The sequence below is a fragment of the Chryseobacterium sp. 22543 genome (assembly GCF_052044565.1).
GTDB lineage: Bacteria > Bacteroidota > Bacteroidia > Flavobacteriales > Weeksellaceae > Chryseobacterium.
On record NZ_JBQENH010000002.1, the window covers coordinates 189,674 to 215,488 of the forward strand.

Below are 25,815 nucleotides of genomic sequence, written 5' to 3' on the forward strand. Positions count from 1 at the left end.
AGATGAAAACAGATCATAAAGAATATACCATTACAGCGTATACAGAAGATTATTTAGGATTGATCGGCCGGATCAATGCTATTTTTTCAAGAAGAAGAATTTCTATGGTGACCTTCAATGTAGGTCCTTCAGAAATAGAAAAAGTAAAAAAGTTTGTCATCGTGATCAGAGAAACAGAAGATTCTGTTCAGAAAATAAGCAGACAAATGGAAAAACAGGTAGACGTTCTGGAAGTACATTATCACAGAAATCCATACCTGACAGCTGTAGAATATGCAAGCTAAACATAAAATTAAACATCATAATCAATAATTATAAAATCAAAAAAAATGGCAAAATTGAATTTTGGAGGAGTAGAAGAGAACGTAGTAACGAGAAATGAATTTCCGTTGGAAAAAGCTCAGGAAGTATTAAAAAATGAAGTAGTAGCGGTAATTGGATACGGAGTACAGGGACCCGGACAGGCTTTGAATCAGAAAGATAACGGAATTAATGTTATTGTAGGACAGAGGAAAAACTCCAAATCATGGGATAAAGCAGTTACAGACGGATTTGTACCGGGAGAAACTTTATTTGAAATTGAAGAAGCTTTAGAAAAAGGAACCATAATCTGCTACCTTCTGAGCGATGCTGCACAGATTGAATACTGGCCAAAAGTAAAACAACACCTTACCCCAGGAAAAGCATTATATTTTTCTCATGGTTTTGGAATTACTTTCAGCGAACGTACGGGAATTGTTCCTCCAGCTGATGTAGATGTATTTCTGGTAGCACCAAAAGGCTCAGGAACTTCGTTGAGAAGAATGTTTCTCCAGAACAGAGGTCTGAACAGCAGTTTTGCCGTTTATCAGGATGCTACAGGAAAAGCAAGAGAAAGAGTAACTGCATTGGGTATCGCGATAGGAAGCGGATATCTGTTTGAAACTGATTTTAAAAAAGAAGTATACAGCGATCTTGCCGGAGAACGTGGAACATTAATGGGAGCTGTACAGGGAATATTTGCTGCTCAGTATGATGTATTGAGAAAAAACGGACACAGCCCTTCTGAAGCCTTTAATGAAACAGTGGAAGAACTCACTCAGTCATTAATGCCTTTAGTGGCAGAAAACGGGATGGACTGGATGTATGCCAATTGCAGCACAACCGCTCAGAGAGGAGCTTTAGATTGGTGGAAACGTTTCAGAGATGCTACTTCGCCTTTATTTGAAGAATTGTATGACAACGTAGCCAAAGGAAATGAAGCACAACGTTCGATTGACAGTAACAGCAAGCCGGATTATCGTGAAAAACTGGAAGTTGAACTTACAGAGTTAAGAGAAAGCGAAATGTGGAAAGCTGGCAAGACTGTACGAAGCCTCAGACCCGAAAACAATTAATTATCAAACAGATGATGAAAGAGGAAATAAGTTCCTTCGTTTTAGAGAATGTCTATAAAGCGGAGGAACGATTAAAAAATGTAGTGGTAAAAACACCTTTAGCTGTCAATAATAATCTGTCAGCTATTTATGAGGCGAATGTCCGTTTCAAAAGAGAAGACCTTCAAAGAGTAAGATCCTATAAGATCAGAGGAGCATACAATAAGATGGCAACAATGTCACCGGAAGAACTTTTAAAAGGAGTGGTGTGTGCCAGTGCCGGAAATCATGCGCAGGGAGTGGCGTTTGCATGTCAGACAATGAAGGTGAAAGGAACTATTTTCATGCCTTTGCCAACACCCGGGCAAAAGCTTGAGCAGGTGAAAATGTTCGGTGGAGAATACATAGACGTTATTTTGTACGGAGATACTTTCGATGCTGCAAAAGATGCTGCGATGAGGTTTTGTAAAGACCATAACAGTGTATTTATTCATCCTTTTGACGATCCGGCAATTATTGAAGGGCAGGCAACAACAGCGCTGGAAATTCTGGAGCAGGCTGAGGGTGTTATTGATTATATTTTTGTTCCGATTGGAGGAGGTGGGCTGGCAGCAGGAATCTGTTCTGTATTCCAACATCTGTCACCACACACAAAAATCATTGGAGTAGAACCTTCAGCGGCAGCAAGTATGAAAAAAGCGCTGGAAAAAGGGAAACCTGTTCTTCTTGAAAAGATAAGCAGGTTTGTAGATGGAGCAGCAGTACAGCAAGTGGGAGATATTACTTTTGAACGCTGCAAAAATATCCTGCATGATATGGCTACGGTGGAGGAGGGACTTGTATGTGAGACCATTTTGTCATTGTATAATAAAGATGCTATTGTTGTAGAACCTGCGGGAGCTCTTTCAGTAGCCGCATTGGAAAAATACAGGGATGAAATAAAAGGTAAAAATGTAGTCTGTATCATCAGCGGAAGTAATAACGATATTACCCGTATGGAAGAAATCAAGGAAAAAGCGTTGCTTTATGCAGGGTTAAAGCATTATTTCCTGGTCAGGTTTCCACAGCGTCCGGGAGCATTGAAAACTTTTGTAATGGATGTGCTGGGACCTGATGATGATATTACCTATTTTGAGTACACCCAGAAAAACTCAAAAGAAAAAGGAATTGCAGTGGTAGGAATTGCTCTGAAACAAAACAAAGATTTCAACCCTTTAATCGATAAGATGAAACAATATGATTTTTTTGTCAACTATCTGAACAATGACCCTTCGCTGATGAATTTACTTATTTAATGAACCATTAAGATTGATAAAGCTTTTAAGAATAATGAAAAAAATATCTTCAGATATTTAGTAAGCAGATTGCTTTGTTCAAATTCATTTGAATCTTAACTTTCCTTACAATCTAAATTTTACTTAATGGTTAAATACATATTCAATATTAAATTATTTCGTAATCAATCAGATTCTAAAAACACAATGATGAAAAATAAAAAGCTTCACAATCAGTGAAGCTTTTTATTTTTATCTTTCAAGCGAAAAATTTGAAATTATTTTTGGACGTTCAGCTTCATTCGCTGCTTTCCAGGATGTTCTGTACATCCATTCCGTCATTTTATAAAGCTTTTTGTAATTGATATTTTCTGATTCATCCTGTGGCGTATGATACTGATCATGCAGTACACTGGTGAAAAATATAGCAGGAATGCCGATTTTAGCATAAGGAAGATGATCACTTCTGAAATAGAAATATTCAGCGTGGCTTGGAGAATCCCAATCTTTCAGGTATTTGAATTTTGTACTCTCGTTATTGGCTTCTTCAGCCATTTTTACAAGCTCTTCAGAATTTTTATGAGGAGCATTTCCTCCTAATAAAGCTGCCTCATTATTATCATTTCTTCCAATCATATCACCATTCAATACAGCTACGATTTTCTCTTTTGGAACAACCGGATGTGCTGCGTGCCATCTGGAGCCCAACAATCCTCTTTCTTCAGCTCCATGGAAAACAAACAGGATACTTCTTTTTCCCGGCTGTTTTTTGTAAGCTCTTGCCATCGCCAGCATTGCAACACAGGTGCTTGCATTATCATCGGCACCATTGTAGATGGTATCATTTTTTACAGGATGCCTGATTCCGTCATGATCCTGATGTCCGCTTAGCAAAACATATTCATTTTTAAGAACCGGATCAGTACCTTCTATTTTTCCGATGATATTCACTGATGGATATTTGTAGGTTTCAGTGATCAGGTTCAGAGAAGCTTTAGGATTGTTTTTTACCCATCCTGTATTTTCTCTTTTAATCCATAAAACAGGAATATTATTCGTGATCTTTTCTCTCAATCCTTCTACACCATAGCTTCCTCTTGTCATTTGAGGAAGTACTTCCACCCAGCTTTGTTCTGAGGTATCATCGGTAATGAAGATAATGGCTTTCGCTCCCAGTTCAGAAGCTTTATTGTAGTATTTATTTCTTACAAATCCAGGATATCTTCTTACAAAAAGAGTCATATCTTTTGAGATATTTTTGTCTGAAGCGTTTACAGCAAGTACTTTTCCTTGAATATTTAATTTAGCAAGATCTTCAGGTTCTGCGTTTCCGGCATATACAATTTCGGCATCTATAGAAGCATTCACAGGCTCAGCAACAAGGAAATCTTTCCATAGTTTCAAACTGTTGTCTCCAATTTTCAGGCTGCTTTGAGGGATAACCTGATGTCTGTACATATCAAAAAACTGGAAAAAAGTTCCGTTATCACCTGCGGGTTTCATTCCGGCTTCTTTTGCTTTGTCAGCAAGCCACATAGAAACTTTTAATTCATCCAGCGTTCCTGCTTCACGACCCCAGAACTGATCTGCAGCAAGCTGATACATATCGGTACGAAGATCAGCTTCTTTGATGGCAGAAACCAAAGGTTTTTTATAATTCTGAGCATTTCCAATGGTAAACAGGAAAAGACTTAGCAGAGAAAAAACATAATTTTTATTCATAGAAACTTTTAATCAAAGTTAGCTAATTTCTCTGAAAACTGTTTTGAAAATTCCTTTCTGTCTTCTTCCAGTTTTTCCTTTGTAGAAGCTAAAATGTAAGTGAAAAGGATCTTGTCTTCATTGTCTAAAAAGATAATTTCCTTTTCATTCCCATCGATCATCTGTGAGAAAATTTCCCACATCGGAGTGTCTTTTAATTTTAATAATTCAAAAAACTGTTCTGCTTTGATTTCGATTTTCTGCATGCTCTTTTTTATATATTATCGTTGAATATTTCTGAATTCTGGTTCAAAAATAAAGATTTTGTATTTTATGGGGTATTAAAACTCGAGAAACTTCAGTTTAAACTGGATAGCAAAATTTTCTCTGAAATGTGGTGTTGCATAATAACCCACTCTGTAGAATAAACCTAGATTAAAATAACTGGAAAGGAAATTATTCCATTCCAAGCCTACTTCCTGATACAGATGATCCAGCTTTCTGAACTTAAACTGATGGTATTCCGGATGTTTCATATCTCCGATAGTTCCTCTCAGAACAAAATCAAAGCTGGAAACATTGTGTCCGAAACTCTTGAAATACAAGGGAAGCTTGTGAGTGAAGTAATATGCAATAAACCTATCATTATAATATTTTCCTCCCTCCAAGGTAGCAAATCCAAGGTAAGAGGTAAGGTTGAAATTGAAATCTTTACCAGGGGAAGCAAGTCCGTTCATCGTAAAGTTTTTCCAGATTGGCGCTTCACCCAAAACGGCACCTCCGTACAGTCTGAAACCAGTAGTCCCGATGGGAGTCTTAAAATTATGAACAAAAAGAGCATCAAAACGGGAATAATTAAAGTTCCCCTGCAGCAGTTTGTAGCTCTGCTCATAATTAAAATACAACTCAGGATATTTCTGGTCGATCAGAGATTTTCCCTGAGGAGTCATAATATTGGTAGAATTCGGAGAATATTTTAAGGTAAAAAGTGTATTGAAATTTCTGTATGAAGTCCCTCTGTCTCTGAACTGGTAATCAAATTCTGCAGCTTCCGTATTTCGTCTTACAGCAAGAGCAAGGGTAAGACCGTTGGTCACGTCATTCATATACGATAAAGAGGCTCCTTTGAAATGGAAATATTTATCATTATTCAGGTTATTTCCAAAATTCATCGTTCTCATTTTGAAATTCCAGAGCTTTCTGTTGAACTCTCCTGATGCTGTTACGTCATCATATACCTCAAATCGGAAAATTGAATTTTTTTCCAGCGAGGTTTTCATATCAAGACCCATTCCGTATTTCCACCTTCTGTCTTTTACCCCGTATGCAAAATAATAGTCTGGTGAAAAATAAGGGTTGAAATTTTCATTAAGTTTGGCCTTTAAACCTAATCTGAAGCCTTCATAAGAGTTATAATTGACAATTTCATCCACCGCGAAATCTACAGAGCCTACTCTGATTTGCCCGTTCAGTAATCCGGATAAGATCTGCGCCTTTCTGTCAATTTTATATTTTTTACCTAAACTATCAATGGTCTTATAGGTATTTTGTTCTCTTTCAGTAAGAGGCTCTGTTCTGTACCGGTCCAGAGAATGGCCGTCAATATTTTTTACAGAGAAGGTATAGCCTTTGAAATCTTTGGGATTCTCTTCGATAGGAGCTTCGAAATCAAAATATTTTGAGGTAAGAAAAGCGTAGGTTCCAAAACTTTTTTTTGTTTTCTTATCGTCAGCATGCTCTTTGTCGTCCATCGCCATTTTACCCATTTTAAGCTTGGTTTTTTCATGGGCAAGGAACCATTTGTTATTATAGAATACCCATGTGCTGGTGATGATCCCGTCGTTTTTATTTTTACTGAAATTTTCTATCTTTTTGATTCCGTAGGTTTCCGTATCTACATAAATAGCACCGTTATACTTTCGCTTTCTGTCCGGCTTTTTGTAATTGACTTCACGGAAACGGATCACAAAGTTTTTTCTCCCGTCAAGAGTAACGGTATCCGAAAGAAAGAATCTGTACAATCCTCTGTTCTCCGGCTTCACCTGCTCAGGAACAATATCCCTGTTACTTTGCTGGAGCGCAATCATTTCATAAATAGGCTGCTTCAGACCGGAAATTCTGTTGTCCAGAATATTGATCTTTTCACCATATTTTTTGGAATATAAAAACTCCTGTGCCCTTTCCCAGAGAAAGAGTTTGCTTTTTGAAAATACTTTTCTTGCGGAAATATTATTCAGTGAGTCTTTTTCTCTTTTTTTCTTGAAAATGTTTAAATCATTGAAATACTGATTAAACTGTGAAAGGCTGTCCTCATCAATATCCAGAGATATTTTTTCATAGGATTTATAAGAATAGGAACCTAAGCTTTTTGGAGAGTTTTCGTTAAAAAGTTTATTCACTTTTTTCAGAATTTCCAGAGCCCGGGGATCACTTTTATCTTCAATAACTACAGCTTCAATGCTGGTGGTTTTTGAAGATTTTTTGATGAGGGAAATTTCCATACTGCTCTCCACTGATATCGTTTCTTTCTGGTAAGAATCGGCGTCAATATCAATGTTTTTGCATTCTGTTTTAAATTCCAAAACGCCCTGTTGATTGGTGTATCCAATGATTGTGTTATCACATGACACTTTTGCATTAAAAACAGGCTTTTGACTGGCGTCATCCACAATCTTAATTTTTGATTGTGAATACCCCAAAAAGCTGAGTAAAAAAAATAATAACAGTAAAGCCCTTTTCATGTATAAAAACTAGTTCAAAATTAATGATATTTATTGTTCTGGAAAAGTTTTTAACATAGTATAACATTGATTTAATCTAATGTTTTTATGGACTTTGCGCCTTATAAAATTAAATGATGAGGACGCTTAGATAGTCTTTCTGCATTTCCTGGAAATTTCCAATAAAAAAACTCCTGAATCTGGTTTGTTCAAGAATTTTTTGATCAGTTGTTATTTTATGATGGCTTATTGATCATCTAAAGTCTTCATAAATTCAATAATATCATTTATTTCCTTATCGGTAAGCTGCAACGGAGTATCAGAAAGTGTTTGGTTTTCTACTTTGAATCCAAAAGCCTTTCCACCGCCTTTGTTATAGAAATTCATTACTTCTTTCAATGTTTTGTATCCTCCGTTGTGCATATAAGGAGCTGTTTTATTGATGTTTCTAAGGGTTGGTGTTTTGAAGGAATGTTGTAATGAAGGTACTGTTTCATGAAACTTTCCTCTTCCCGGATCATTGTCAAATGTTTTATTTTCTCCATTGATTGCAGCTCCTAAAACCTCCTGTTCGGTTTTCTTGAAATTGGGAGGAACTGTACCATTAAATAAAGGAACAAAATGGCATATTGCACATTGGGCTTTTCCAACAAAAAGATTGAAACCTCGCTTCTGGCTTTCCGTCATTGCTGACTTATTTCCTCTCATATAATCATCAAAAGCAGAATTGAATGTTGACAAAGAACGAATATAACTTGCCAGTACGTTCTGAAGCTGCCATACCTCTGTTTTTGGAGAATGATAAATCTTTTTAAAGGACGCCTGATAGTTTTTATCCTGATTTATTTTTGCCAGAATCACATTCAGGTCACCATGCATTTCTTCTTTATTGGAGATCACATCTGAACTCTGCCCTTCAAGATCATCCTTTCTCATATCCCAAAACTGGCCATGCTGGTATCCTGCATAGTTGAGAGAAGGCGCATTTCTTGCCAGTTCTGAGTTTTCAAGGGACATCGACCTGGCAAGCCCGTCAGTAAATGCTTTCTCAGGAATATGACAGGTGGAACAGCTTCTGTTGTTGCTGTTGGAAAGAATTTTATCATTAAAAAGCTGATGACCAAGAGCTGCCTTTTCTTCGGAGAATGCATATTCTTTCCCAGGAGTAAAGGCATTGGGATTGAAGGCATTTTTAGCAAAAAAAGTAGCCGTATTTTTGTTCAGAGCAGTGGTTACCTCAACATCCGGAATCTTCTCCTGATTTTTAAAATCCAGCATCAAAGCAGTAATCTTATTAAGATGATCAGAGATAAAGCTCACATAATCAAACGTATTTTTGTCTGTGTTTCTTTTCAGGATTCCAATGGCTGAATTGATTTCTGCAATGATTCTTTTTAATGCTTTGTCTTTCGAACGTTCCGTGGAAATTTGTTCCAATGTCTCCTTGATACCTTCCAGCGAAGAAGGCATTTCCTGTAAAAATATTCCGGAAACAGGAGTGTCAAAACCTGCAATTCCTAAGCTGGAAATTCTGAAAGCTTCCTGTCTTAACGCATCAAAAACCTGATCTTTACTGATGGTAATTACCTGAAAGTTGGTGGCTATCGTATTGCTTTTATTGATAAGTTTATTGAGCATTCTGATCACTTCATCTTTATTCCCCTTATCATACGGATAGAACATCTCTTCCAAAACCTGCAGTCCTTCGGGTTCTATTTCTGTATGCTCATCCATTTCTATTTCAGGAAGGGCAGGACCGTTGATAAACCTAGCAGAGTGGGGTAGGAAGTATTCTACAGCCCATTCCATTTTTTTGTATGTTTTTCTGATGTCCTGAAATTTTTCCTGAAGAAGTTTTTCATCAGAATTTGCAGCAACAAGGGTTTTCAGTTCACTGATCTGTTTTTCAAAATCATTGTTGGTTTTGATAATCCTGTTTTTTACAGAACCAAGATCTTGGTATACAGGCTGCTGCTTATCATTTTTACAGTAATAGAGCGTAAAAAGTGCTGCTGCACAGTATAAGAAAAGAAGAATCGGGTATTTTGAAAGTTTATTCATAGGTATGAAAAAGTATCAACAGAAATTTTCTATTGATACTTTAATTTGATATGAAGGAATTAAAACTATTTTTCTACGTTTCTGATGATTACAATCTGTCCACCTTCTTTATTGGTGTTGATTCCGGAACCGTCAGGGTTTTTAAATTTGTCCAGCTGCCATGTGTGTGAGTGGATATTGACAGAGAAGGTATTAGGAACTCCGATGATATCAGAAATATCAACCATTGCTCCGAATTCCCAAGAACCGAATTTCTGCAGATCCCCTGATTGGTTGTAAGCAGTCTGCCATGCAGAATCACTTCTGTTATGTTTCATGTTCAACCATGGTTTATATTGCTTTGTAGCAATATTTAGTTGCCAGATATAAGAATCGTGGTTTGCATTTTTATAGTAAGAATCTCCGTCTTCCTGGATGTATACAAAGTTCTCAGTAACACATAAGTTATCAGGATTGATCAGATTATTTCCTGGGTTAGAATCTCCTTCAGCAACAACTTCTAATTTTCCTGTCATCATATTGTTGGAGTTCAGAACAAGCTTGTAAACTCTCCCCCACATTGTTAATCCTGCTTTCGGATTCACACCGTCAGAAGATTCTCCGGTAGCGGTAAAGTAAATTTCTCTTCCTTTTCCAGCTCCTTTTCTATAATCCACATCTTCCACTCTTGAAAAACGGATGGCGTTATTATCAATGTTTTTCTGATTTATCTGAGCGCCTGTAAGATTTTTGGCGTTAGGAATTTCTACAAATTCTACATCGTAGCTGCTTCCTTTCGTCATATCCGTTTCAGTATAGTTGTTGTTTGTTCTTTTTAAAGAATACAACTTACCATTATCCAAATCACCCTGAGTATCGGCTACATACATGATCAATTGTCCTGCAGACTGATGAGAAGATGAATAAGACTGGTCTTCCCCGATGATGATATAAGATTTTCCATTAGAAACATCTTTTGGAAGTGGAACTGCATTTTCCATTGAAGCTTTTCCTAAAGCTGGTTTTACTCTTGTTTTATCTGCTGCCTGAGATACCGGCGCCAGAGGGTTTAAAGCATGAACCATACTTTCTTCACCAGATTCTCCGGCAGTAAGAAAGGCACTGAAACCATGAGTTTCAGGAGTTGCCAGTGTAGCGGAACATAATCTCGTCATTCCTCCGGTTCCGTTTAAAATATACTCTCCTTTTACAGGCTTAAATGTTTTATCCAGATATACTCTTGATACAGACTGTTTGATCTCATGATTGGTGATCATCAGGTAGCCGTCAGAGTTGGGATCTTTCATAATTCCCATTCCATCCGGCTGACCTCCAAAAACAAAGTCAGGAGAACCTGGAAGTACATCAGAGCTGGAAATAAGGGTGGTAATATTTAAATTTTCAAAACCTTGCATTCCATAAACGAAAGCAGGCTCTTTAGAAAAATTTTCAATCTTTATTTTGTCATTGGCTGGGGTGTTGGAATCCCCGTTATTGTCATCATTACAGCCTTGAAAAACAATAGCTGCAAGGAATAGGGCTCCAATAGTTTTGTTAATTTTCATAATTATATTTTTTGAATTTCGATTACGACAAAACTAGAGGTCTAGTGTTAACTAAGTTTTAAGAAGACAAAACAAATAGTTTAAGATTAGGTAATGATTTGTTAAGGTAAGGTCAATAATTAGAACGGATATAAATAGAGAGATTTTGATGAATATCTGATTAATAAGGAATGGAATATTATAACGCAGAGACTCTAAGACTTTTAGATACCTACTTTTTTCGTTTGCAAAGGTATTCTATTTAGCAAAAAACGCAATCATTTCATGGCTGAGTGTAACGGCCTTTGCAATCGGAAATATTTATGATAGCATGAGTCTTTTTGCGATCCTTAGCGTTAAAAAAATAATGATTAAAACAGAAACAGGCTGTCTCAAAAATGAAACAGCCTGTTCTAAAATTTATAATAGGTATTCTATTCTTATATATTCAAAGCTTTCTGGTAAGCATTTTCCAGACCTTCAAGGTTTTTACCACCTGCTGTTGCAAAACCCGGGTTTCCGCCGCCACCGCCTTGGATTTCTTTTGCAAGATCTTTTACGATAGCTCCTGCCTGATAATCTGCAGCCAGATCATCAGAAACTCCAACGGTGATCATTGGTTTGCCGTCTGCATCAGAAAGGATAATCGTTACCGAAGTAGGAATTTCTCTCTTCAACTGGAATACGATGTCTTTTACAGAACCTGCATCCAGAGAAGTTTTCTTTACTAAAAGCTGCTTGTTGCCTTTTTGCTCATAAGCATTCTTCCATTCACCGATTTCTCCTTTTGCTTTTTCCTTTTTAAGAGCATCTACTTCAGCTTTCAATGAAGCATTTTCTTCGATGAGTTTTTCGATAGATCTTACAACATCTTTGGACTTTAGCAATTGAGAAAGTTCAGTGATCTGTTTTTCAAGATTGTTGAAATATTCTTCTGATTTATCTCCTGAAATAGCCTCAATTCTTCTGATTCCTGCAGCAGCAGAACCTTCAGAAGTGATTTTGAAATGACCGATTTCGCTGGTGTTTTTCACGTGAGTTCCTCCACAAAGTTCTTTTGAACTTCCGAATTGAATCATTCTCACACTGTCACCATATTTTTCACCAAATAAAGCCATTGCTCCTTTCTCCAAAGCTTCCTGAATCGGAATATTTCTGAATTCCTGTAACGCAATACTTTCTTTGATCTTTTTGTTTACTTTTTCTTCAATTAATGCCAATTCTTCCTCAGTCATTTTGTTGAAATGAGAGAAGTCGAAACGAAGATAATCAGGACCTACATAAGAACCTTTCTGTTCTACGTGAGTTCCTAAAACATCTCTTAAAGCCTCATGCAGAAGGTGAGTCACAGAGTGGTTTGCCTGAGAATTTTTTCTGTCAGAAGCATTTACTTTAGCATAGAAAACAGCACCGGCATCTTTCGGAAGTCCACTGATCAACGAAATAATCAATCCGTTTTCTTTTTTGGTTTCCAATACTTCAAAGCTTTCAACAGCATTCTCAAGAACACCTTTATCTCCAACCTGTCCACCTCCTTCAGGGTAGAAAGGAGAGTTACTCAATACCACCTGGTAAAATTCCCCGTCTTTGTTTTCTACCTTTCTGTATCTTGTAATATACGTTTCAGATTCAGTCTGATCGTATCCTACAAATGTTTCAGGTTTTGATTCAAGGTTTACCCAGTCATATACTTTCTGAGCAGAATCTTGCTGAGAACGCTTTCTTTGCTTTTCTCTTTCAGCTTCGAACCCTTCCTCATCAATGGTTAATCCTTTTTCTTCTGCAATGATTCTTGTTAAATCATCTGGGAATCCATAAGTGTCATACAATTCGAAAACCTCAAGAGTAGGTAAAACTTTTTGATTGTCTGCAATAGTTTGCTGAATTAATTTTTCAACTCGGATTAATCCTGTTTCAATCGTATTTAAGAATGAATCTTCTTCACTTTTGATGACTTCAGTAACCAGTTTTCCCTGCTTTTCAAGCTCTGGGAAGAAAGGCCCCATTTGTTCCTGAAGAACTGCTACAAGTTTATAAAGGAAAGGTTCTTTCATCCCTAAAAATCTGTAAGAATAAGAAATTCCTCTTCTTAAGATCCTTCTGATTACATAACCCGCACCTCCGCTTGAAGGAAGCTGTCCGTCTGCAATAGAAAAAGAAACCGCTCTGATGTGGTCTACCACAACACGGATGGCAATATCTTTTTCGTCTTCTAAAATTCCCGTATATTTTTTACCTGAAAGTTCTTCAACTTTAGAAATAAGCGGTGTGAAAACGTCTGTATCATAGTTGGAAGACTTCCCTTGAAGCGCCATACAAAGACGTTCAAAGCCCATTCCTGTATCTACATGCTGAGCTGGAAGTTTTTCTAACGATTTGTCAGCTTTTCTGTTGAATTCCATGAAAACCAGGTTCCATACTTCTACAACTTGAGGGTGGTCATTATTTACCAGTTCAAGTCCTGAAACCTTAGCTTTTTCCTCTGGTGTTCTCAAGTCAACATGGATTTCTGAACACGGTCCGCATGGTCCGCTTTCACCCATTTCCCAGAAGTTATCTTTTTTATTTCCGTTGATGATTCGGTCTTCTGAAATGTGAGATTTCCAGAAATCATAAGCATCCTGGTCTCTGTCCAGATTTTCAGAAGCATCACCTTCAAAAATCGTTACGTATAAATTTTCTTTTGGAATTCCGTATACTTCAGTCAGTAATTCCCAGGCAAAAGCAATAGCCTCTTTTTTGAAGTAATCCCCGAAAGACCAGTTTCCTAGCATCTCAAACATGGTGTGGTGGTAAGTATCTCTACCTACGTCATCCAGGTCATTGTGCTTCCCTGAAACTCTCAGACACTTTTGTGTATCGGCAATTCTAGGGGCGGTAGGCGTTTTGTAGCCAAGGAAAAAATCCTTGAACTGCGTCATTCCGGAGTTGGAAAACATAAGGGTAGGGTCGTCTTTCAGCACAATAGGAGCTGAAGGAACAATAAGATGCCCTTTACTTTTAAAATAATCTAAAAATTTTTGACGTATCTCTTGTGATGTCATAGTATTGCTTTTGCTTTTTTTAATATCAAATTTGATAAGATGCAAATTTACTATTTTTAAGCGATTTGTAATAATTTTATGCTATGTTTTGAATGGTGCCCGACTGAGTTTGCCGGATATTTGTTTCTTTTATTACAGACCCTGAGTAAAGCTGTAAGGTTTGTATAGCTAAGAGAAAAGATTCTTATAAGATATCTTCTTGGGAATCAATTTAAATGTTTTATTTTGGAGTAAAGAATTTCCTATGAAATACGGTGTCATATTTTTATTCTTAACCACATTCGTTTATTCCCAAAAAAGAGTGTCAAATACGGATGTCACCAACTTCTGGAAAGCCTATGACCTGGCACAGAAATCTAATGACTCGCTGAAACAGATGGAAATCATGAATTCAGAGTATTTGGAGAAAGCAAGCCCGGCACTTAAAGCATTGATAAAAATGGACACAATGAGTGTTTCAGATTATGTCAAGAGCATTAATAAAATACCAAAGCGTTGGAATAAAGTACGTACACGAACGTTGGAGATAGCGCAGCAGGATTATGATATAGAAAAGCTGTACACGTCTTTTAAAAAGATCTATCCATCATTTCACAGCCCTCAGATTAGCTTTGTGATAGGTACTTTTAACAGAGGTGGAACGACAACCCGTGAATTTATTTTAATAGGAACAGAAGTTACCGCATTGACCTCACTTTCAGATCCGAAAATCAAGCAGTCTATAGAATATAACATTGCTCATGAACTGGTTCATGTACAGCAGGATTATATCAACGGAGTGAATAATGAAGAAGAATATCGTAATCTCGATTTATTAGGCTGGGCTTTAATGGAAGGCTCCTGCGACTTTATTGCTGAAAAGCTTTTGGGAAATCTTCCTCATATTGCATACATAGATTATGGCAGGAATCATGAAGAACAGCTTTGGTCGGAATTTAAAAAGGATATGTACCAATATGATACGGATCAATGGATGTACAATGGAAGTTCTTCTAAGGATAAACCCGCTGATCTTGCCTATTTTGTAGGCTACACAATTTGTAAGAGCTATTATGAAAAGGCTGCAGATAAAAAAGCAGCATTAAAGGAAATCATCAGCATCAATTATTCAAAAAACGAGCATCACGCATTTTTTAAAAAGGCAGGTTATATGAAATAATATACTAAATAAGGTTGGCAATAGAGAAAACGTGAAAATTTTGCAATTTCCCGCTTAACTTATTACCTTCGCTGTGATCTGAGATAAGACAAAAAATCCTTCCCATGACAAAAGATGAAGAATTGAAAAGCTGGATAGAGCAATATTCCGGACCGCTTTTGAAGCGGGCACTGTATGTACTTTCTAATAAAGAAGATGCACAGGATGTTGTTCAGGAAGTTTTTCTTGCGGCATATTCAGCCCATGATTCTTTTGAAGGAAAAAGCAATCCTCTCACCTGGCTGATGGCAATTCTGAACAGGAAAGTTGCAGATTTTTACCGGAAAAAGTATAAATCTGAACCTGATATCAGACTTGATCATTTTTTTGATGGAACAGGCTCATGGAAACAAAATGATGTTTTAAATGACTGGAATGTATCAGGTGGCGGAGATGAACTTTTAGACAGTGCAGACTTTAATAAAACATTGGAGGAATGTATCGAAGAATTGCCCGCCAGATGGAAGATCCTGGTTAAAATGTATTATATCGAAGAAAAAAAAGCACCGGAAGTAAGTCAGGAATTAAATGTTTCTACGACTAATCTTTGGAAGATTTTGCAAAGAAGCCGCATGCAGCTGAGAGAATGTCTGGAGTTTAACTGGTTTTCAAAATCATAAGAAAAAATGATAAGAAGAATACTACATATATTATTTTTACCATGCAGTGAAGCTACTTTACTGATGGAAAAAAGGAATGCCCAATCCATTTCTGCCAGAGAAAACAGGATGCTCAGCATGCATCTGATGATCTGCAAATGGTGCAGAATGTACAATGAAAAGCTGGCACTTCTGGATAAAGTTTTTAAAAAGAAATTTTCTGAACAGGAAACTGAAATTAATGAGTCTGAAATTCAGGATTTTAAAAATAAAATGATCGATAAATTAAATTTCTAAGAAAATTTCTGTCAGGATTTTAAAAAGGCTCCGACTATACTATTGAAAACAATAAAGTATTCAATTAAAATCTTAAAACATGGTCGGAACAGTACAGGAATCTAAAAATCAATTAACCCGGGCCGGGTATTATATCTCCCTCTTCGGAGCAGCTCTTATTTTGCTGTGGATAGGTATTTTCAAATTTACCCCTACAGAAGCAGCCGCCATAAAACCTTTGGTGGAAAACCATTTCTTAACTTTTTTCGTATATAAGATTATGAGCGCCCAGGCAGTGTCAAATCTTATCGGAGTGATAGAAATTATCATTGCATTACTCCTGATATTTAGTGCGAAATTTGCTGTACTGAAGAAGTATGCAGGAATAGGAATGATTGTCACTTTTCTGGTAACCTTAAGCTATTTGTTTACAACACCGGGAATCTGGAAAATAGTGGATGGAGTGCCTGTGACGGATTTCTTTATTTTAAAAGACCTTATGCTTTTAGGATTTGGCTTAATGATCGTTCAAAATAATAAGTAATGAATAAAAAGGTAAAAATGAAAAATATATTAATCGTACTCGGAATCATTCTGGGTATAGCAGTTTTTGCTGCAGGATCCGGGCTTTTTAAGAACACGAAGCCCAATGAAGTGGAAGTAAAAAAAGAAAATGAGAAAATTATGGATAGTAAAAACGTTAAAGAGATTTATTTTGCAGGGGGATGTTTCTGGGGAACAGAGCATTTTTTTCAACAGATTCGTGGAGTTGTAGGAACAGATGTAGGCTATGCCAACGGAAATACCCAAAACCCTACTTATGAAGAAGTAGTAAGCCATACAACAGGTTTTGCTGAAACAGTGAAAGTGAAGTATGACCCTGAGCAGGTAGATCTGAAACTGTTAATTGACCTTTATTTTAAAACCATTGACCCTACCAGCAAAGATCAACAGGGAAATGACAGAGGAAACCAGTACAGAACAGGAATCTATTTCACCAACAAAACAGATGAAGCTATTGTAAAAGATGAAGTTCAGAAACTGGCAAAAAATTATAATAAGCCTTTATTGGTAGAAACTATTCCACTAAAAAACTTCTACAGAGCAGAAGATTATCACCAGGACTATCTGGATAAAAATCCGGGAGGCTACTGCCACATTGAACCGGGACTTTTTGAAATGGCCAAAAAAGCCAACCCGCTTCCAAAGCCAACGTATCAAAAACAGGATAAAAAAGTTTTAAAAGAAAAATTATCCGCAGAACAGTATAATGTTACCCAGGAAAACGGTACAGAAAGACCTTTTCAGAATGAATACTGGAACGAAACCCGCGAAGGAATTTATGTAGACATTACCACAGGAGAACCTTTGTTTATCTCTACCGATAAATTTGAATCCGGCTGTGGATGGCCAAGTTTCTCAAAACCTATTACAAAGGCTTTGATTGATGAAAAGCTGGATCGTACCCATGGTATGGATAGAGTAGAAGTAAGAAGTAAAACCGGTGATGCCCATTTGGGACATGTCTTTACAGATGGACCACAGGATAAAGGAGGACTTCGTTACTGTATCAACAGTGCTTCTCTGAAATTTATTCCAAAAGCTGAAATGGAAACAAAAGGATACGGAAAATATCTTCCGTTGTTAGATAAAAAGTAATGTGAAAGGAAGGCTGCCAAATGGCAGCCTTTTTATTTTTGAATTAATGATGTAATTGAAATCTTTCTTTGATGCTGAGCATAGAGATATTTAGAAATATTAGAAATCCGAAAATGATATAAAAAGATTGTTGGGGAACATAATTGATAAAACTTTCAGGTTGTATTAAATTCAAGGTTTGCTTCTTTTTGTAATCGCTCATACCACCTACTGTTCCGCCACAAATAGGACGAATTTCTTTTTGCAGATATTTATATTCATGAAGAGCAAAAAAATGCTCTGTCTTTTCCATATCGAGACAAAAGACTTCCTGCTTGGAAAGTGTCATCGCATCCATTAAAGCAATAAAATCCTGATAACTATTATCATCATTGATGATAAATTCTATTCCGGATTCTTTCTCATTTCTTGCCTGAAGCTTTTTAAGTTCTGAGACATACAATTTTTGATTTTGCAGAGCCATATTAGGGGAGACAATTATCTTTTTATAATTCCAATTTCTGTAAGGCTCAAAAGTATTATTAAAAGTTCTATTGGGTCTGACTTTCGACGGAAGTCCAAGATCCATTACGCTATATGGTAGATGAACCCTCTGATTTCCAAAATACCAGAATAGAACAGGAATCAGTAGGGCACTGATCAATCCCGGAAAATAGTATATCTTTTTCATGGCTGGTTTTTGACAATACTGAATGAAAATATTAAGCCAAAAAAAGTGATCCGAAAACGAACCACTTAAAAATAATCTTTAAATATTTTTAATTATTCAATCTTTAAATTCTAAACATTAAGATCTACCAATCCCTTTTTCTCAAAATCCAGTACGATCCAAATATGAATAGGACAGACCAAACCAGACAAGCAATAAGGCTTTCAGTAGGGTAGTGGAATTCATATTTTACGCCCATCATTTTCACCATATTTAATCTCATCATCGGATTAGGAATAAGGCTGGACATGCTTTCTAACGGTAAAAGATGCGTTATAAAAAAGTCATTCTGAAGAACTTCATTTCTTTGCGGCCCCTGCATTCCTCTTACTTTAGAGAAAACTTCAACAGCTGTTAAAATTCCTTCCCCAATCCAGAAGACAAAAAGGGCAAGAAATACAAACACCGATTTTCTCAGTAAAATGGAAAGAAACATTAAGAAACAGAAGAACGTAAACAGTTTTACAAAGTAATTTCCAATGAAGAAGATCTCAGCAAAAACTTTTGCTGATTCTTTTGTATTTGAATATTGATAACCAAGAAATATAGTGATACCAAATACAATCACCGTAGAAACAATGGTGAAAATACTTATCGTCAGCAGTTTTGAAGTGATAAATTCTTTTCTGCTCAATCCATCAATCGTATTCTGCTTGAACATTCTGTTGCTGAATTCCTGTGAAATAGAGAAGACAATAATCAGTCCCAGAAAAATTTTCAGTAAAGCGACAATCCATGTGGTGAAGTTCCAGATTTCCGGAAAATTATAAATTCCCTGCTCTTTTAAATTAATGGTTCCTCCAAAAATATCAAAATCAACCAATCCGATGAAAAGCAAAGCAATAAGAATGGCGAAATAAAGTATCGTAAAAACCTTAAACGGCTTATAGTTCAGATTTTTGTAGTATTCCAGTTTTAATAATTTTATCATGACTAATTGGTGTTTTTTACAAGTTCAAGGAATTGTGATTCAAGAGATAGTTTTTTCTTGGCCAAATGAGATAAGAAAATCCCTTTTTCCGCCAGCTTCTGATTCAGTGCTGAAGCTGAAATTGACACATCATCACGGATCTGGGCTTTAATATAATCCCTGTCCTGATTGACGAAGCTAAACCACGGTAATTCGTTCAATGTATTGAAAAGTAATATGTTATTATCAGCTTTCAGTTCAAAATATCCGTTGTTGGAAGTCATTTCATCTACTCTTCCACAGTAGATGGAGTTTCCTTCTTTCAATACAATGACATGGCTGCAGATTTTTTCAATTTCATCCAAAAGGTGGCTGGCAATAATAATCGTGATTCCCTGCTTGGCAATATCGCTGATGATCTCTCTGATCTGAATAATTCCTTCCGGATCCAGTCCGTTGGTCGGTTCATCCAATATCATTACTTCAGGGTTGTTCAGCATAGCTGAAGCGATGGCAAGACGTTGTTTCATTCCCAGAGAAAAGGTTTTGAAGGTATCTTTTCTTCTTTCATACAGATTCACGGTTTTCAAAACTTCATCAATCCTTGAATAGGGAGCATTTTTAATTTCTGCTACAATTTTAAGATTGGTTTCTGCACTTAGATAAGGATAAAAGTTGGGCTGTTCGATAATCGCTCCTATCTTTTTTAAAGTTTCTGGATTTGTTCCTTTTTTGCCGAACCAGAACCAGTCTCCGCTGGTAGGATTGATGGTGGAAAGCAGCATTCCGAAAGTGGTGGATTTTCCACTTCCATTGGGACCCAAAAGCCCATACACGTTTCCTTTTTCAACATCAAAAGAAATATTGTTGACGACAACTCTTTTGAATTTCTTTGTCAAATTTTTTACTGATAAAATCTTTTCCATGTAATTTGTTTTACATAGTAGTAGTCTATATAAATTAGATAATGTTACAGAATTATCATAAATCAATGTCAATTTATTTGTAAATACATTAAATTTGATAGAATTAATCAATACTTATGAAGCTAATTGAACTGGCAGAAGAACTGAATGTTTCTGCAGAAGCCATAAAACAGTTTATACAGGATTTCGATCTTGAATTGGTAGACTGTGTCAGTACGAATTTTGAAGTAAAAGAAGATTTTGAAAAATTTGCCCGCGAAAACGTAGACTTTTTAAGATTATACGAAAAAGATCTGGACAAAAATAAAACGCTGGAGCAGATTGCCAAAGTTATCAATCAGCCTAAAGACAAGGTAGAAAAGGTGATTAAAGATAACAACCTCAATATTTTTGATAATGGTTTTTTCAAATCTTCCATATCAAGTTATGGAATTGATAACAAATTAGGCGGAAACTATAAGTTTGTCTATGATTATTTCGGGAGTAAAACCAGCCTTCAGCAAAGAGATTTCATAGGATACAGAGATCTGTTTTTTTATACATCTACTGTTCTGGAACCCTTCCTGAACCCACAGCAGATCAAAGATTGGGGGATCAACAAGCCTGCAGGAATTATTTTGTATGGCCCTCCGGGAAGCGGTAAGATATTTTGGGCGAATAAGATTGCTGAAATTATTGGCTATCAGTTTAAAGAAGTCAAAAAACACTATTTGGGAACTTCGCTGATTGACGGAAATGAAATCAACTTCAGTGATTTTCTATTAAATATGATGAAGGAAAACAAAATGCTGCTCTTTATGGATGATTTTGATGAAATTATGATGCAGAGAAGAGCAGAAACAGATGTTGCTTCCTGTAATCTTGAAGCTCAGGAGCTTATCCTTCATTATATCGGAAAATTTGAAAAAGAAGGTGTTCTGATGGTGGGTTCTGCCAATTCAGTTTCAGAAATTGACGAAGAAATTCTTGCTCCGGGAAGATTTGATGTTATGATCCCGATTTTTCCTCCCAATGCTTCAGAACGATCAGAAATCATTTTATATGCCATGACCAGAGGATTGGAAGAAGATTCTTTGCTTTATAAAATACTTAAAAACAACAAAGCAGATAAAATCCCTTTCTGGCATGAAATATCTTCAAAGATGAAAGCCTTCAGCAATACGATGCTGATAGATTTTACCCAAAGTTTAAAGAAAAGAATTAAAAATCTTTATCAAAGAACCAGAAATGAGAAGCTGAAAATTGATCAGAATCTTTTGAGTGGAGCGTTAAGGGATGCAGGTTCCAAGCTTACTGAAGAATATCTTGATCAGGTGGCCCGGTTCTTAGCCGATGCCATTATCAATAATTTTGATGATTTTAAATTTAGGATTCAGGCATTGAAGAGCGAACTGGAAACCTACAGAGTTGTTGAAGAGCCACAAAGAGCTATCGGATTTCAGCATAATGACGAGGAGAAAGACAAAGGGTAAGGGAATTCAAAGTTTAAGGTTCAAGGTTTAGAGTTTAAAGTTTTGCATTCATAAATATATTTTACATTTTACAAAAAATTACTCATCACTCATGAACAGCATCTGGGAACTGGACACTTTCTACAGGAAAAGAGATATCATTATCATTGGTTCCGGGTTTTCCGGGCTCTGGACAGCTATATCCATTAAGGAGAAGTATCCTGAAAAATCTGTTCTTATCATTGAACGGAATGCTATTCCACTGGGTGCTTCAACGAGGAATGCCGGGTTTGCCTGTTTCGGAAGCTTTACCGAAGTCATTGCAGATTCACAGAAAATGGGTTGGGAAAAAACTCTGGAGCTTGTTAAAATGAGATTTGAGGGTCTTCAGAAAATTCAACATTATTTCAAAAATGATGAAATTGATTTTGAACGTAATGGAGGCTATGAAGTTTTAAATAGCGAAGAACCTTTATCCCATATGGATTCCATCAATGAAAAGCTGAAAGTAATAACTGGTCTGGATCAAACATATAGTCTGAAACAGGATAAAATACAGCAATTCGGGTTGGGGAAATCTGCATTTCTGATTGAAAATCCTTGTGAAGGAAGTCTGCATTCGGGAAAGCTGTTGCAGAAGCTTTTGGAAAAATGTCATGAGCTGAAGGTAGAATTCTTATTCGGAAAAGAGGTTGAAAATATTGAAGAAAGACCCCTTGAGGTTGAGATTCGTCTTTCCGGTGATATTTCTGTAAAAGCAGATAAAATGATCTATTGCACCAATGCATTCACCTCCAGATTCCTGGGAAAAGAAAATATCATTCCAGCCCGTGGACAAATTCTTCTGACAGAGCCCATAGAAAGATTGAAGTTGAAAGGAACTTTTCACTATGATGAAGGGTATTATTATTTCAGGAATGTAGGAAACCGGGTTCTGTTGGGTGGTGGAAGAAATCAGGATTTTAAGACAGAAGAAACAACGGCTTTTGAAACGACAGAATTTCTGCAAAATCATTTGGAAAACTTTTTAAAAGAAGTCATACTTCCTTATACAGATTTTAAAATAGCACTTCGCTGGTCAGGAATCATGGCCATGGGTTCGGAAAAGACTCCTATTGTAAAACAGCTTTCAGAAAGACAGTTTTGTGCAGTAAGACTTTCAGGAATGGGAGTTGCCCTGGCTCCTAAGATTGGTGAGATAATGGCTGATATTATTTAAAATAAAGAGGTGTATCAATCTCCAATCCGAACTCAAAACTTGAAACCCGGAACTTTAAACTCAAAACGCTCCACTCTAAAAGAATTCCTTATTTTTGCAAAAAGAAAAATTCGTGATTAACAACGACCAGATAAAAGAAGTTCAATCCAGGATTGAAGACTTACACAGATACCTTCAGATTGAAAAAAAGAAGATAGAAATTGCCAATGATGATGAGAAAACAGCAGCACCTGAATTTTGGGACAACCCGAAAACTGCTGAAGCATTCTTAAAGCAGCTTCGTTCCAAGAAAAAATGGGTGGAAGGTTATGATGAAATTCAGACACAGTTTGAAGATATACAGGTCTTAGTGGATTTTGCTAAGGAAGATCCGGATTCTGAAAAGGAACTGGATGAGACATTTCCGCAATTGGTTGAAAAAATTGAGGACCTTGAATTCAAAAATATGCTTTCCAACGAAGGGGATGAGCTTTCTGCTGTTCTTCAGATCACAGCTGGAGCTGGAGGTACAGAAAGCTGCGACTGGGCAGCTATGCTGATGAGAATGTATACAATGTGGGCAGAAAAACAAGGATATAAAATCCGTGAGCTGAACTTTCAGGAGGGTGATGTAGCCGGTGTGAAGACGGTTACCCTGGAAATTGAAGGAGAATTTGCTTTTGGATATTTAAGAGGTGAAAATGGAGTACACCGTTTGGTAAGAATTTCGCCCTTTGACAGTAATGCGAAACGTCATACCAGCTTTGTTTCCGTATATGTTTATCCTTTAGTAGATGATACGATCGAAATTAATATTAACCCTGCCGATATATCTTTTGAAACGATGAGGTCTTCCGGAGCAGGAGGGCAGAACGTAAACAAGGTAGAAACCGCTGTACGTCTTCGTCACGCACCAACCGGAATTATCATTGAAAACTCAGAATCCCGTTCCCAGCTTCAGAATAAAGAAAAAGCCATGCAGCTCCTTCGTTCAAGACTCTATGAGATGGAATTGGAAGAGCGTATGAAGGCAAGAAATGAGATAGAAGCCAACAAAATGAAAATCGAGTGGGGAAGCCAGATCCGAAATTACGTAATGCATCCTTACAAACTCGTGAAAGATGTACGCTCAGGTCATGAAACTTCAGATGTGGATGCCGTAATGAATGGGAATCTTACCCCATTCTTAAAAGCATTTCTAATGGCCGATGGGACGGCCGTTTCAGATGATGACCTCGACTTATAAAAATCATGTCTGAATTTTAGTTAAAATCTTATAATTAATTTTTGTTTCAGACATTTTAGACCTATTTTTGTTGTTCATCGATATTTATGGAAGATTTCAATAGCTGGAAGGATTTATTAAACCCGGAGTTTTATATTAAAATGGGAGGGTTTTGGCTTATTTTGTTTATTGTATTTGCTGAAACAGGACTTTTTGTAGGGTTTTTCCTGCCAGGAGATTCACTTTTGTTCGTTTCAGGGATTTATGCCGTTGAAATCATCAAAGAGACTTTTGGCTCTACGGGCAGTGATTTCTTAGATACTACATTATTGGCTTCAGGAGTAGCTCTTGCTGCTATTATTGGAAATGAGGTAGGATATTATTTTGGAAGGAAGGCAGGACCAGCTTTATATAAAAGACCGGATTCAATGCTTTTCAAGAAAAAATACCTTTACCAGGCTCATGATTTCTTTGAAAAACATGGGGCACTAGCAATTATTATGGCTAGATTCTTACCTGTCGTAAGAACTTTTACCCCAATTGTAGCAGGGATTGTAAAGATGGACAAAAAGGAATTTTTAAGAGATAATGTTATTGGTGCCGTGTTATGGTCATTTATTTTGATCTTTGCCGGACATTATCTGGATAAACTTTTTATGGAACAGTTTGGAATCAACTTAAAAGAAAAACTTGAATATATCATCATCGTAATTGTATTGGTAACAACACTTCCGGTAATCTTCAAGTTTGTTTTCGGAAAAAAAGAAGATCTTTCTAAAAAATACGAGGACCAGGACTTTAAATAATAAATAATTCAATCAAAAAATATCAAGCCATCTCAGAAATGAGGTGGCTTTTATGTATCTAGTAATGTTTTTTTAACACGCAAAGCTCACAATGTTATTATCATGCTCTGCTACTTTTCGCTCGTAAGGGCGTTTCACTTAGCTAAGTAATCTGCCTCGCTGAACGAAGCGTCTTTGCGAACAATAAAATAATGAGCTTCAAGATTCCTTTGCATTCATAGCGTCTTTGTTAAATACATCTACTATTCAAAGATTAATTTTTTGTACTGGGTATTTAAAGATTCTTTGCATTAAAGAGATTATTTTTTGATCCATTCCAGAATGTTGGGATAGATAATGCTGTCTCTTTTTCTTTTACTGAATAATCTTGGTACATGGCCTGCTCCTTTCATGAAGATAAACTTGTGTGGAATATTCATTTGGGTAAGAGCTGAGTCCATCGCAATTCCCTGATGCTGATTGACCAGAAAATCATTGTTACCCTGAAATAACAGAGTAGGAACATTGGTAATATTGGCTATAGGGCTGGCTTCCTTAAAGGCTTCAGACACATTTTTCCGGTCAAATTTACTGCCTACCACCTTTTGAATAGTTGGAGAAGCATATTTGGAATAGAAAGATTTAAGATATCCAGAACTGTAGAAATCTGTAGGTCCGCTTAGAGAAATAATTTTTTTGATCTGATCAGAATGCTGATATCCGTAAAGCAGCGCCAAATGTCCACCGGCACTTTCTCCCAGAAGAATATAATTGTTGGGCAGAAGTTCTGCTTTTTCTGTTAAAGAATTGAATTTTTCAATCACCAGACCAATATCCTCAACCTGCTGTTTGTAAGTGATTTTTTTCTTTTCAGAAACCAATCTGTAATTCATGCTGATACTCGGAATTCTGTTTTCAAAAAGCATTTTCTGAATCTGTATCATATGCTCTTTTTTGCCTAAAGTCCAGGCCCCGCCATGAATGATAAGAACTACAGGAGAATCTTCAGCATAATCTTTGGGAAGAAAGATATCCATTTTCTGCCTTTTATGTTCACCATATTTCAAATTGTAAATTTTCTGCTGGCCTCCCGGGCCTACCCAGACTCTGAACCTTGTATTGCAGGACTGCAGCAGAAAACCGAAGCATCCCATCACAAAAAAATGATACCTGAGAATGAGCTTTTTCATACTTAAATTTA

22 protein-coding genes are annotated in these 25,815 nt (G+C 36.6%); 12 read left to right on the plus strand and 10 right to left on the minus strand.

What is annotated here, in order from left to right; translation table 11 throughout:
* Positions 1-2 precede the first annotated feature (2 nt).
* Genes ACTJIP_RS06775 through ilvA form a run of 3 tightly spaced genes read left to right on the plus strand, consistent with a single transcriptional unit; the run spans position 3 to position 2,650 of the window.
* Positions 3-284 carry a hypothetical protein gene (locus tag ACTJIP_RS06775; RefSeq protein ID WP_052184688.1) on the plus strand — a complete coding sequence of 94 codons (282 nt, stop codon included), beginning with the start codon at positions 3-5 and terminating at the stop codon, positions 282-284.
* Positions 285-329: 45 nt separating this feature from the next.
* Entirely contained in the window at positions 330-1,376 is a 1,047-nt protein-coding gene (ilvC, locus tag ACTJIP_RS06780; RefSeq protein ID WP_180565450.1) for a ketol-acid reductoisomerase, read from the plus strand.
* 11 nt (positions 1,377-1,387) lie between these two features.
* Positions 1,388-2,650, plus strand: a complete 1,263-nt coding sequence (gene ilvA / locus ACTJIP_RS06785; RefSeq protein WP_180565812.1) for a threonine ammonia-lyase — start codon at positions 1,388-1,390, stop codon at positions 2,648-2,650.
* A gap of 231 nt (positions 2,651-2,881) precedes the next feature.
* Here the strand turns inward: ilvA and ACTJIP_RS06790 are convergent, their stop codons facing one another.
* The 6 genes from ACTJIP_RS06790 to alaS form a co-directional block, all read right to left on the minus strand.
* Positions 2,882-4,351, minus strand: coding sequence for a M20/M25/M40 family metallo-hydrolase (locus ACTJIP_RS06790; RefSeq protein WP_077415409.1), 1,470 nt, complete (start codon positions 4,349-4,351; stop codon positions 2,882-2,884).
* Between the two features lie 8 nt (positions 4,352-4,359).
* Positions 4,360-4,596 carry a hypothetical protein gene (locus ACTJIP_RS06795; protein ID WP_077415407.1) on the minus strand — a complete coding sequence of 79 codons (237 nt, stop codon included), beginning with the start codon at positions 4,594-4,596 and terminating at the stop codon, positions 4,360-4,362.
* 75 nt (positions 4,597-4,671) lie between these two features.
* Complete coding sequence (locus ACTJIP_RS06800) at positions 4,672-6,999, minus strand: DUF5686 family protein (protein WP_228408724.1); 2,328 nt, start codon at positions 6,997-6,999, stop codon at positions 4,672-4,674.
* Positions 7,000-7,296: 297 nt separating this feature from the next.
* On the minus strand, positions 7,297-9,111 hold the full coding sequence (locus ACTJIP_RS06805; protein ID WP_440704277.1) for a cytochrome-c peroxidase: 1,815 nt from the start codon (positions 9,109-9,111) through the stop codon (positions 7,297-7,299).
* Positions 9,112-9,176: 65 nt separating this feature from the next.
* A complete protein-coding gene (locus ACTJIP_RS06810) occupies positions 9,177-10,655 on the minus strand; it encodes an alkaline phosphatase PhoX (RefSeq protein ID WP_077415401.1) in 1,479 nt (492 codons plus the stop codon).
* Positions 10,656-11,074: 419 nt separating this feature from the next.
* A complete protein-coding gene (alaS, locus tag ACTJIP_RS06815; protein WP_440704278.1) occupies positions 11,075-13,678 on the minus strand; it encodes an alanine--tRNA ligase in 2,604 nt (867 codons plus the stop codon).
* A gap of 244 nt (positions 13,679-13,922) precedes the next feature.
* Between alaS and ACTJIP_RS06820 the strand changes: the two genes are divergently transcribed.
* From ACTJIP_RS06820 to msrB, 5 genes are all read left to right on the plus strand, one after another.
* Positions 13,923-14,837: a DUF2268 domain-containing putative Zn-dependent protease gene (locus ACTJIP_RS06820; RefSeq protein ID WP_440704279.1), complete on the plus strand. Its 915-nt coding sequence runs from the start codon at positions 13,923-13,925 to the stop codon at positions 14,835-14,837.
* Positions 14,838-14,941: 104 nt separating this feature from the next.
* Positions 14,942-15,496 carry a sigma-70 family RNA polymerase sigma factor gene (locus ACTJIP_RS06825; protein ID WP_219072382.1) on the plus strand — a complete coding sequence of 185 codons (555 nt, stop codon included), beginning with the start codon at positions 14,942-14,944 and terminating at the stop codon, positions 15,494-15,496.
* A gap of 6 nt (positions 15,497-15,502) precedes the next feature.
* Positions 15,503-15,772 (plus strand): hypothetical protein, encoded by a 270-nt coding sequence (locus tag ACTJIP_RS06830; RefSeq protein WP_426480406.1) that lies wholly within the window; start codon positions 15,503-15,505, stop codon positions 15,770-15,772.
* A gap of 79 nt (positions 15,773-15,851) precedes the next feature.
* The gene (locus ACTJIP_RS06835) at positions 15,852-16,295 is read left to right on the plus strand and encodes a DUF417 family protein (protein ID WP_180565454.1); all 444 of its coding nucleotides are present in this window, start codon (positions 15,852-15,854) and stop codon (positions 16,293-16,295) included.
* 17 nt (positions 16,296-16,312) lie between these two features.
* Positions 16,313-17,410: a peptide-methionine (R)-S-oxide reductase MsrB gene (msrB, locus tag ACTJIP_RS06840; RefSeq protein WP_440704280.1), complete on the plus strand. Its 1,098-nt coding sequence runs from the start codon at positions 16,313-16,315 to the stop codon at positions 17,408-17,410.
* A 43-nt stretch (positions 17,411-17,453) separates the two neighbouring features.
* Here msrB and ACTJIP_RS06845 read toward each other — a convergent pair whose 3' ends face one another.
* The 3 genes from ACTJIP_RS06845 to ACTJIP_RS06855 all read right to left on the minus strand — a co-directional run bounded on the left by ACTJIP_RS06845 (position 17,454) and on the right by ACTJIP_RS06855 (position 19,955).
* A complete protein-coding gene (locus tag ACTJIP_RS06845; RefSeq protein WP_440704281.1) occupies positions 17,454-18,080 on the minus strand; it encodes a hypothetical protein in 627 nt (208 codons plus the stop codon).
* A gap of 124 nt (positions 18,081-18,204) precedes the next feature.
* Positions 18,205-19,050 carry an ABC transporter permease gene (locus tag ACTJIP_RS06850; RefSeq protein WP_440704282.1) on the minus strand — a complete coding sequence of 282 codons (846 nt, stop codon included), beginning with the start codon at positions 19,048-19,050 and terminating at the stop codon, positions 18,205-18,207.
* Positions 19,051-19,052: 2 nt separating this feature from the next.
* Positions 19,053-19,955 (minus strand): ABC transporter ATP-binding protein, encoded by a 903-nt coding sequence (locus ACTJIP_RS06855; RefSeq protein ID WP_077415385.1) that lies wholly within the window; start codon positions 19,953-19,955, stop codon positions 19,053-19,055.
* A gap of 116 nt (positions 19,956-20,071) precedes the next feature.
* Between ACTJIP_RS06855 and ACTJIP_RS06860 the strand changes: the two genes are divergently transcribed.
* The 4 genes from ACTJIP_RS06860 (at position 20,072) to ACTJIP_RS06875 (ending at position 24,635) form a co-directional block, all read left to right on the plus strand.
* Complete coding sequence (locus ACTJIP_RS06860; protein WP_077415383.1) at positions 20,072-21,427, plus strand: ATP-binding protein; 1,356 nt, start codon at positions 20,072-20,074, stop codon at positions 21,425-21,427.
* Positions 21,428-21,518: 91 nt separating this feature from the next.
* On the plus strand, positions 21,519-22,625 hold the full coding sequence (locus ACTJIP_RS06865) for an NAD(P)/FAD-dependent oxidoreductase (protein ID WP_180565457.1): 1,107 nt from the start codon (positions 21,519-21,521) through the stop codon (positions 22,623-22,625).
* A 112-nt stretch (positions 22,626-22,737) separates the two neighbouring features.
* Complete coding sequence (gene prfB, locus ACTJIP_RS06870; protein WP_047381300.1) at positions 22,738-23,850, plus strand: peptide chain release factor 2; 1,113 nt, start codon at positions 22,738-22,740, stop codon at positions 23,848-23,850.
* An 86-nt stretch (positions 23,851-23,936) separates the two neighbouring features.
* Positions 23,937-24,635, plus strand: a complete 699-nt coding sequence (locus tag ACTJIP_RS06875; protein ID WP_077415379.1) for a DedA family protein — start codon at positions 23,937-23,939, stop codon at positions 24,633-24,635.
* Between the two features lie 299 nt (positions 24,636-24,934).
* Here ACTJIP_RS06875 and ACTJIP_RS06880 read toward each other — a convergent pair whose 3' ends face one another.
* Complete coding sequence (locus ACTJIP_RS06880) at positions 24,935-25,804, minus strand: alpha/beta hydrolase (RefSeq protein ID WP_077415377.1); 870 nt, start codon at positions 25,802-25,804, stop codon at positions 24,935-24,937.
* Positions 25,805-25,815: the final 11 nt, after the last annotated feature.

Excerpts from the sequence above, each read along its gene's own strand:
- ACTJIP_RS06775 (WP_052184688.1), top strand. The coding sequence starts at position 3 with ATGAAAACAGATCATAAAGAATATACCATTACAGCGTATACAGAAGAT.
- ilvC (WP_180565450.1), top strand. The coding sequence starts at position 330 with ATGGCAAAATTGAATTTTGGAGGAGTAGAAGAGAACGTAGTAACGAGA.
- ilvA (WP_180565812.1), top strand. The coding sequence starts at position 1,388 with ATGATGAAAGAGGAAATAAGTTCCTTCGTTTTAGAGAATGTCTATAAA.
- ACTJIP_RS06790 (WP_077415409.1), bottom strand. The coding sequence starts at position 4,351 with ATGAATAAAAATTATGTTTTTTCTCTGCTAAGTCTTTTCCTGTTTACC.
- ACTJIP_RS06795 (WP_077415407.1), bottom strand. The coding sequence starts at position 4,596 with ATGCAGAAAATCGAAATCAAAGCAGAACAGTTTTTTGAATTATTAAAA.
- ACTJIP_RS06805 (WP_440704277.1), bottom strand. The coding sequence starts at position 9,111 with ATGAATAAACTTTCAAAATACCCGATTCTTCTTTTCTTATACTGTGCA.
- ACTJIP_RS06810 (WP_077415401.1), bottom strand. The coding sequence starts at position 10,655 with ATGAAAATTAACAAAACTATTGGAGCCCTATTCCTTGCAGCTATTGTT.
- alaS (WP_440704278.1), bottom strand. The coding sequence starts at position 13,678 with ATGACATCACAAGAGATACGTCAAAAATTTTTAGATTATTTTAAAAGT.
- ACTJIP_RS06820 (WP_440704279.1), top strand. The coding sequence starts at position 13,923 with ATGAAATACGGTGTCATATTTTTATTCTTAACCACATTCGTTTATTCC.
- ACTJIP_RS06825 (WP_219072382.1), top strand. The coding sequence starts at position 14,942 with ATGACAAAAGATGAAGAATTGAAAAGCTGGATAGAGCAATATTCCGGA.
- ACTJIP_RS06830 (WP_426480406.1), top strand. The coding sequence starts at position 15,503 with ATGATAAGAAGAATACTACATATATTATTTTTACCATGCAGTGAAGCT.
- ACTJIP_RS06835 (WP_180565454.1), top strand. The coding sequence starts at position 15,852 with ATGGTCGGAACAGTACAGGAATCTAAAAATCAATTAACCCGGGCCGGG.
- msrB (WP_440704280.1), top strand. The coding sequence starts at position 16,313 with ATGAAAAATATATTAATCGTACTCGGAATCATTCTGGGTATAGCAGTT.
- ACTJIP_RS06845 (WP_440704281.1), bottom strand. The coding sequence starts at position 18,080 with ATGAAAAAGATATACTATTTTCCGGGATTGATCAGTGCCCTACTGATT.
- ACTJIP_RS06850 (WP_440704282.1), bottom strand. The coding sequence starts at position 19,050 with ATGATAAAATTATTAAAACTGGAATACTACAAAAATCTGAACTATAAG.
- ACTJIP_RS06855 (WP_077415385.1), bottom strand. The coding sequence starts at position 19,955 with ATGGAAAAGATTTTATCAGTAAAAAATTTGACAAAGAAATTCAAAAGA.
- ACTJIP_RS06860 (WP_077415383.1), top strand. The coding sequence starts at position 20,072 with ATGAAGCTAATTGAACTGGCAGAAGAACTGAATGTTTCTGCAGAAGCC.
- ACTJIP_RS06865 (WP_180565457.1), top strand. The coding sequence starts at position 21,519 with ATGAACAGCATCTGGGAACTGGACACTTTCTACAGGAAAAGAGATATC.
- ACTJIP_RS06875 (WP_077415379.1), top strand. The coding sequence starts at position 23,937 with ATGGAAGATTTCAATAGCTGGAAGGATTTATTAAACCCGGAGTTTTAT.
- ACTJIP_RS06880 (WP_077415377.1), bottom strand. The coding sequence starts at position 25,804 with ATGAAAAAGCTCATTCTCAGGTATCATTTTTTTGTGATGGGATGCTTC.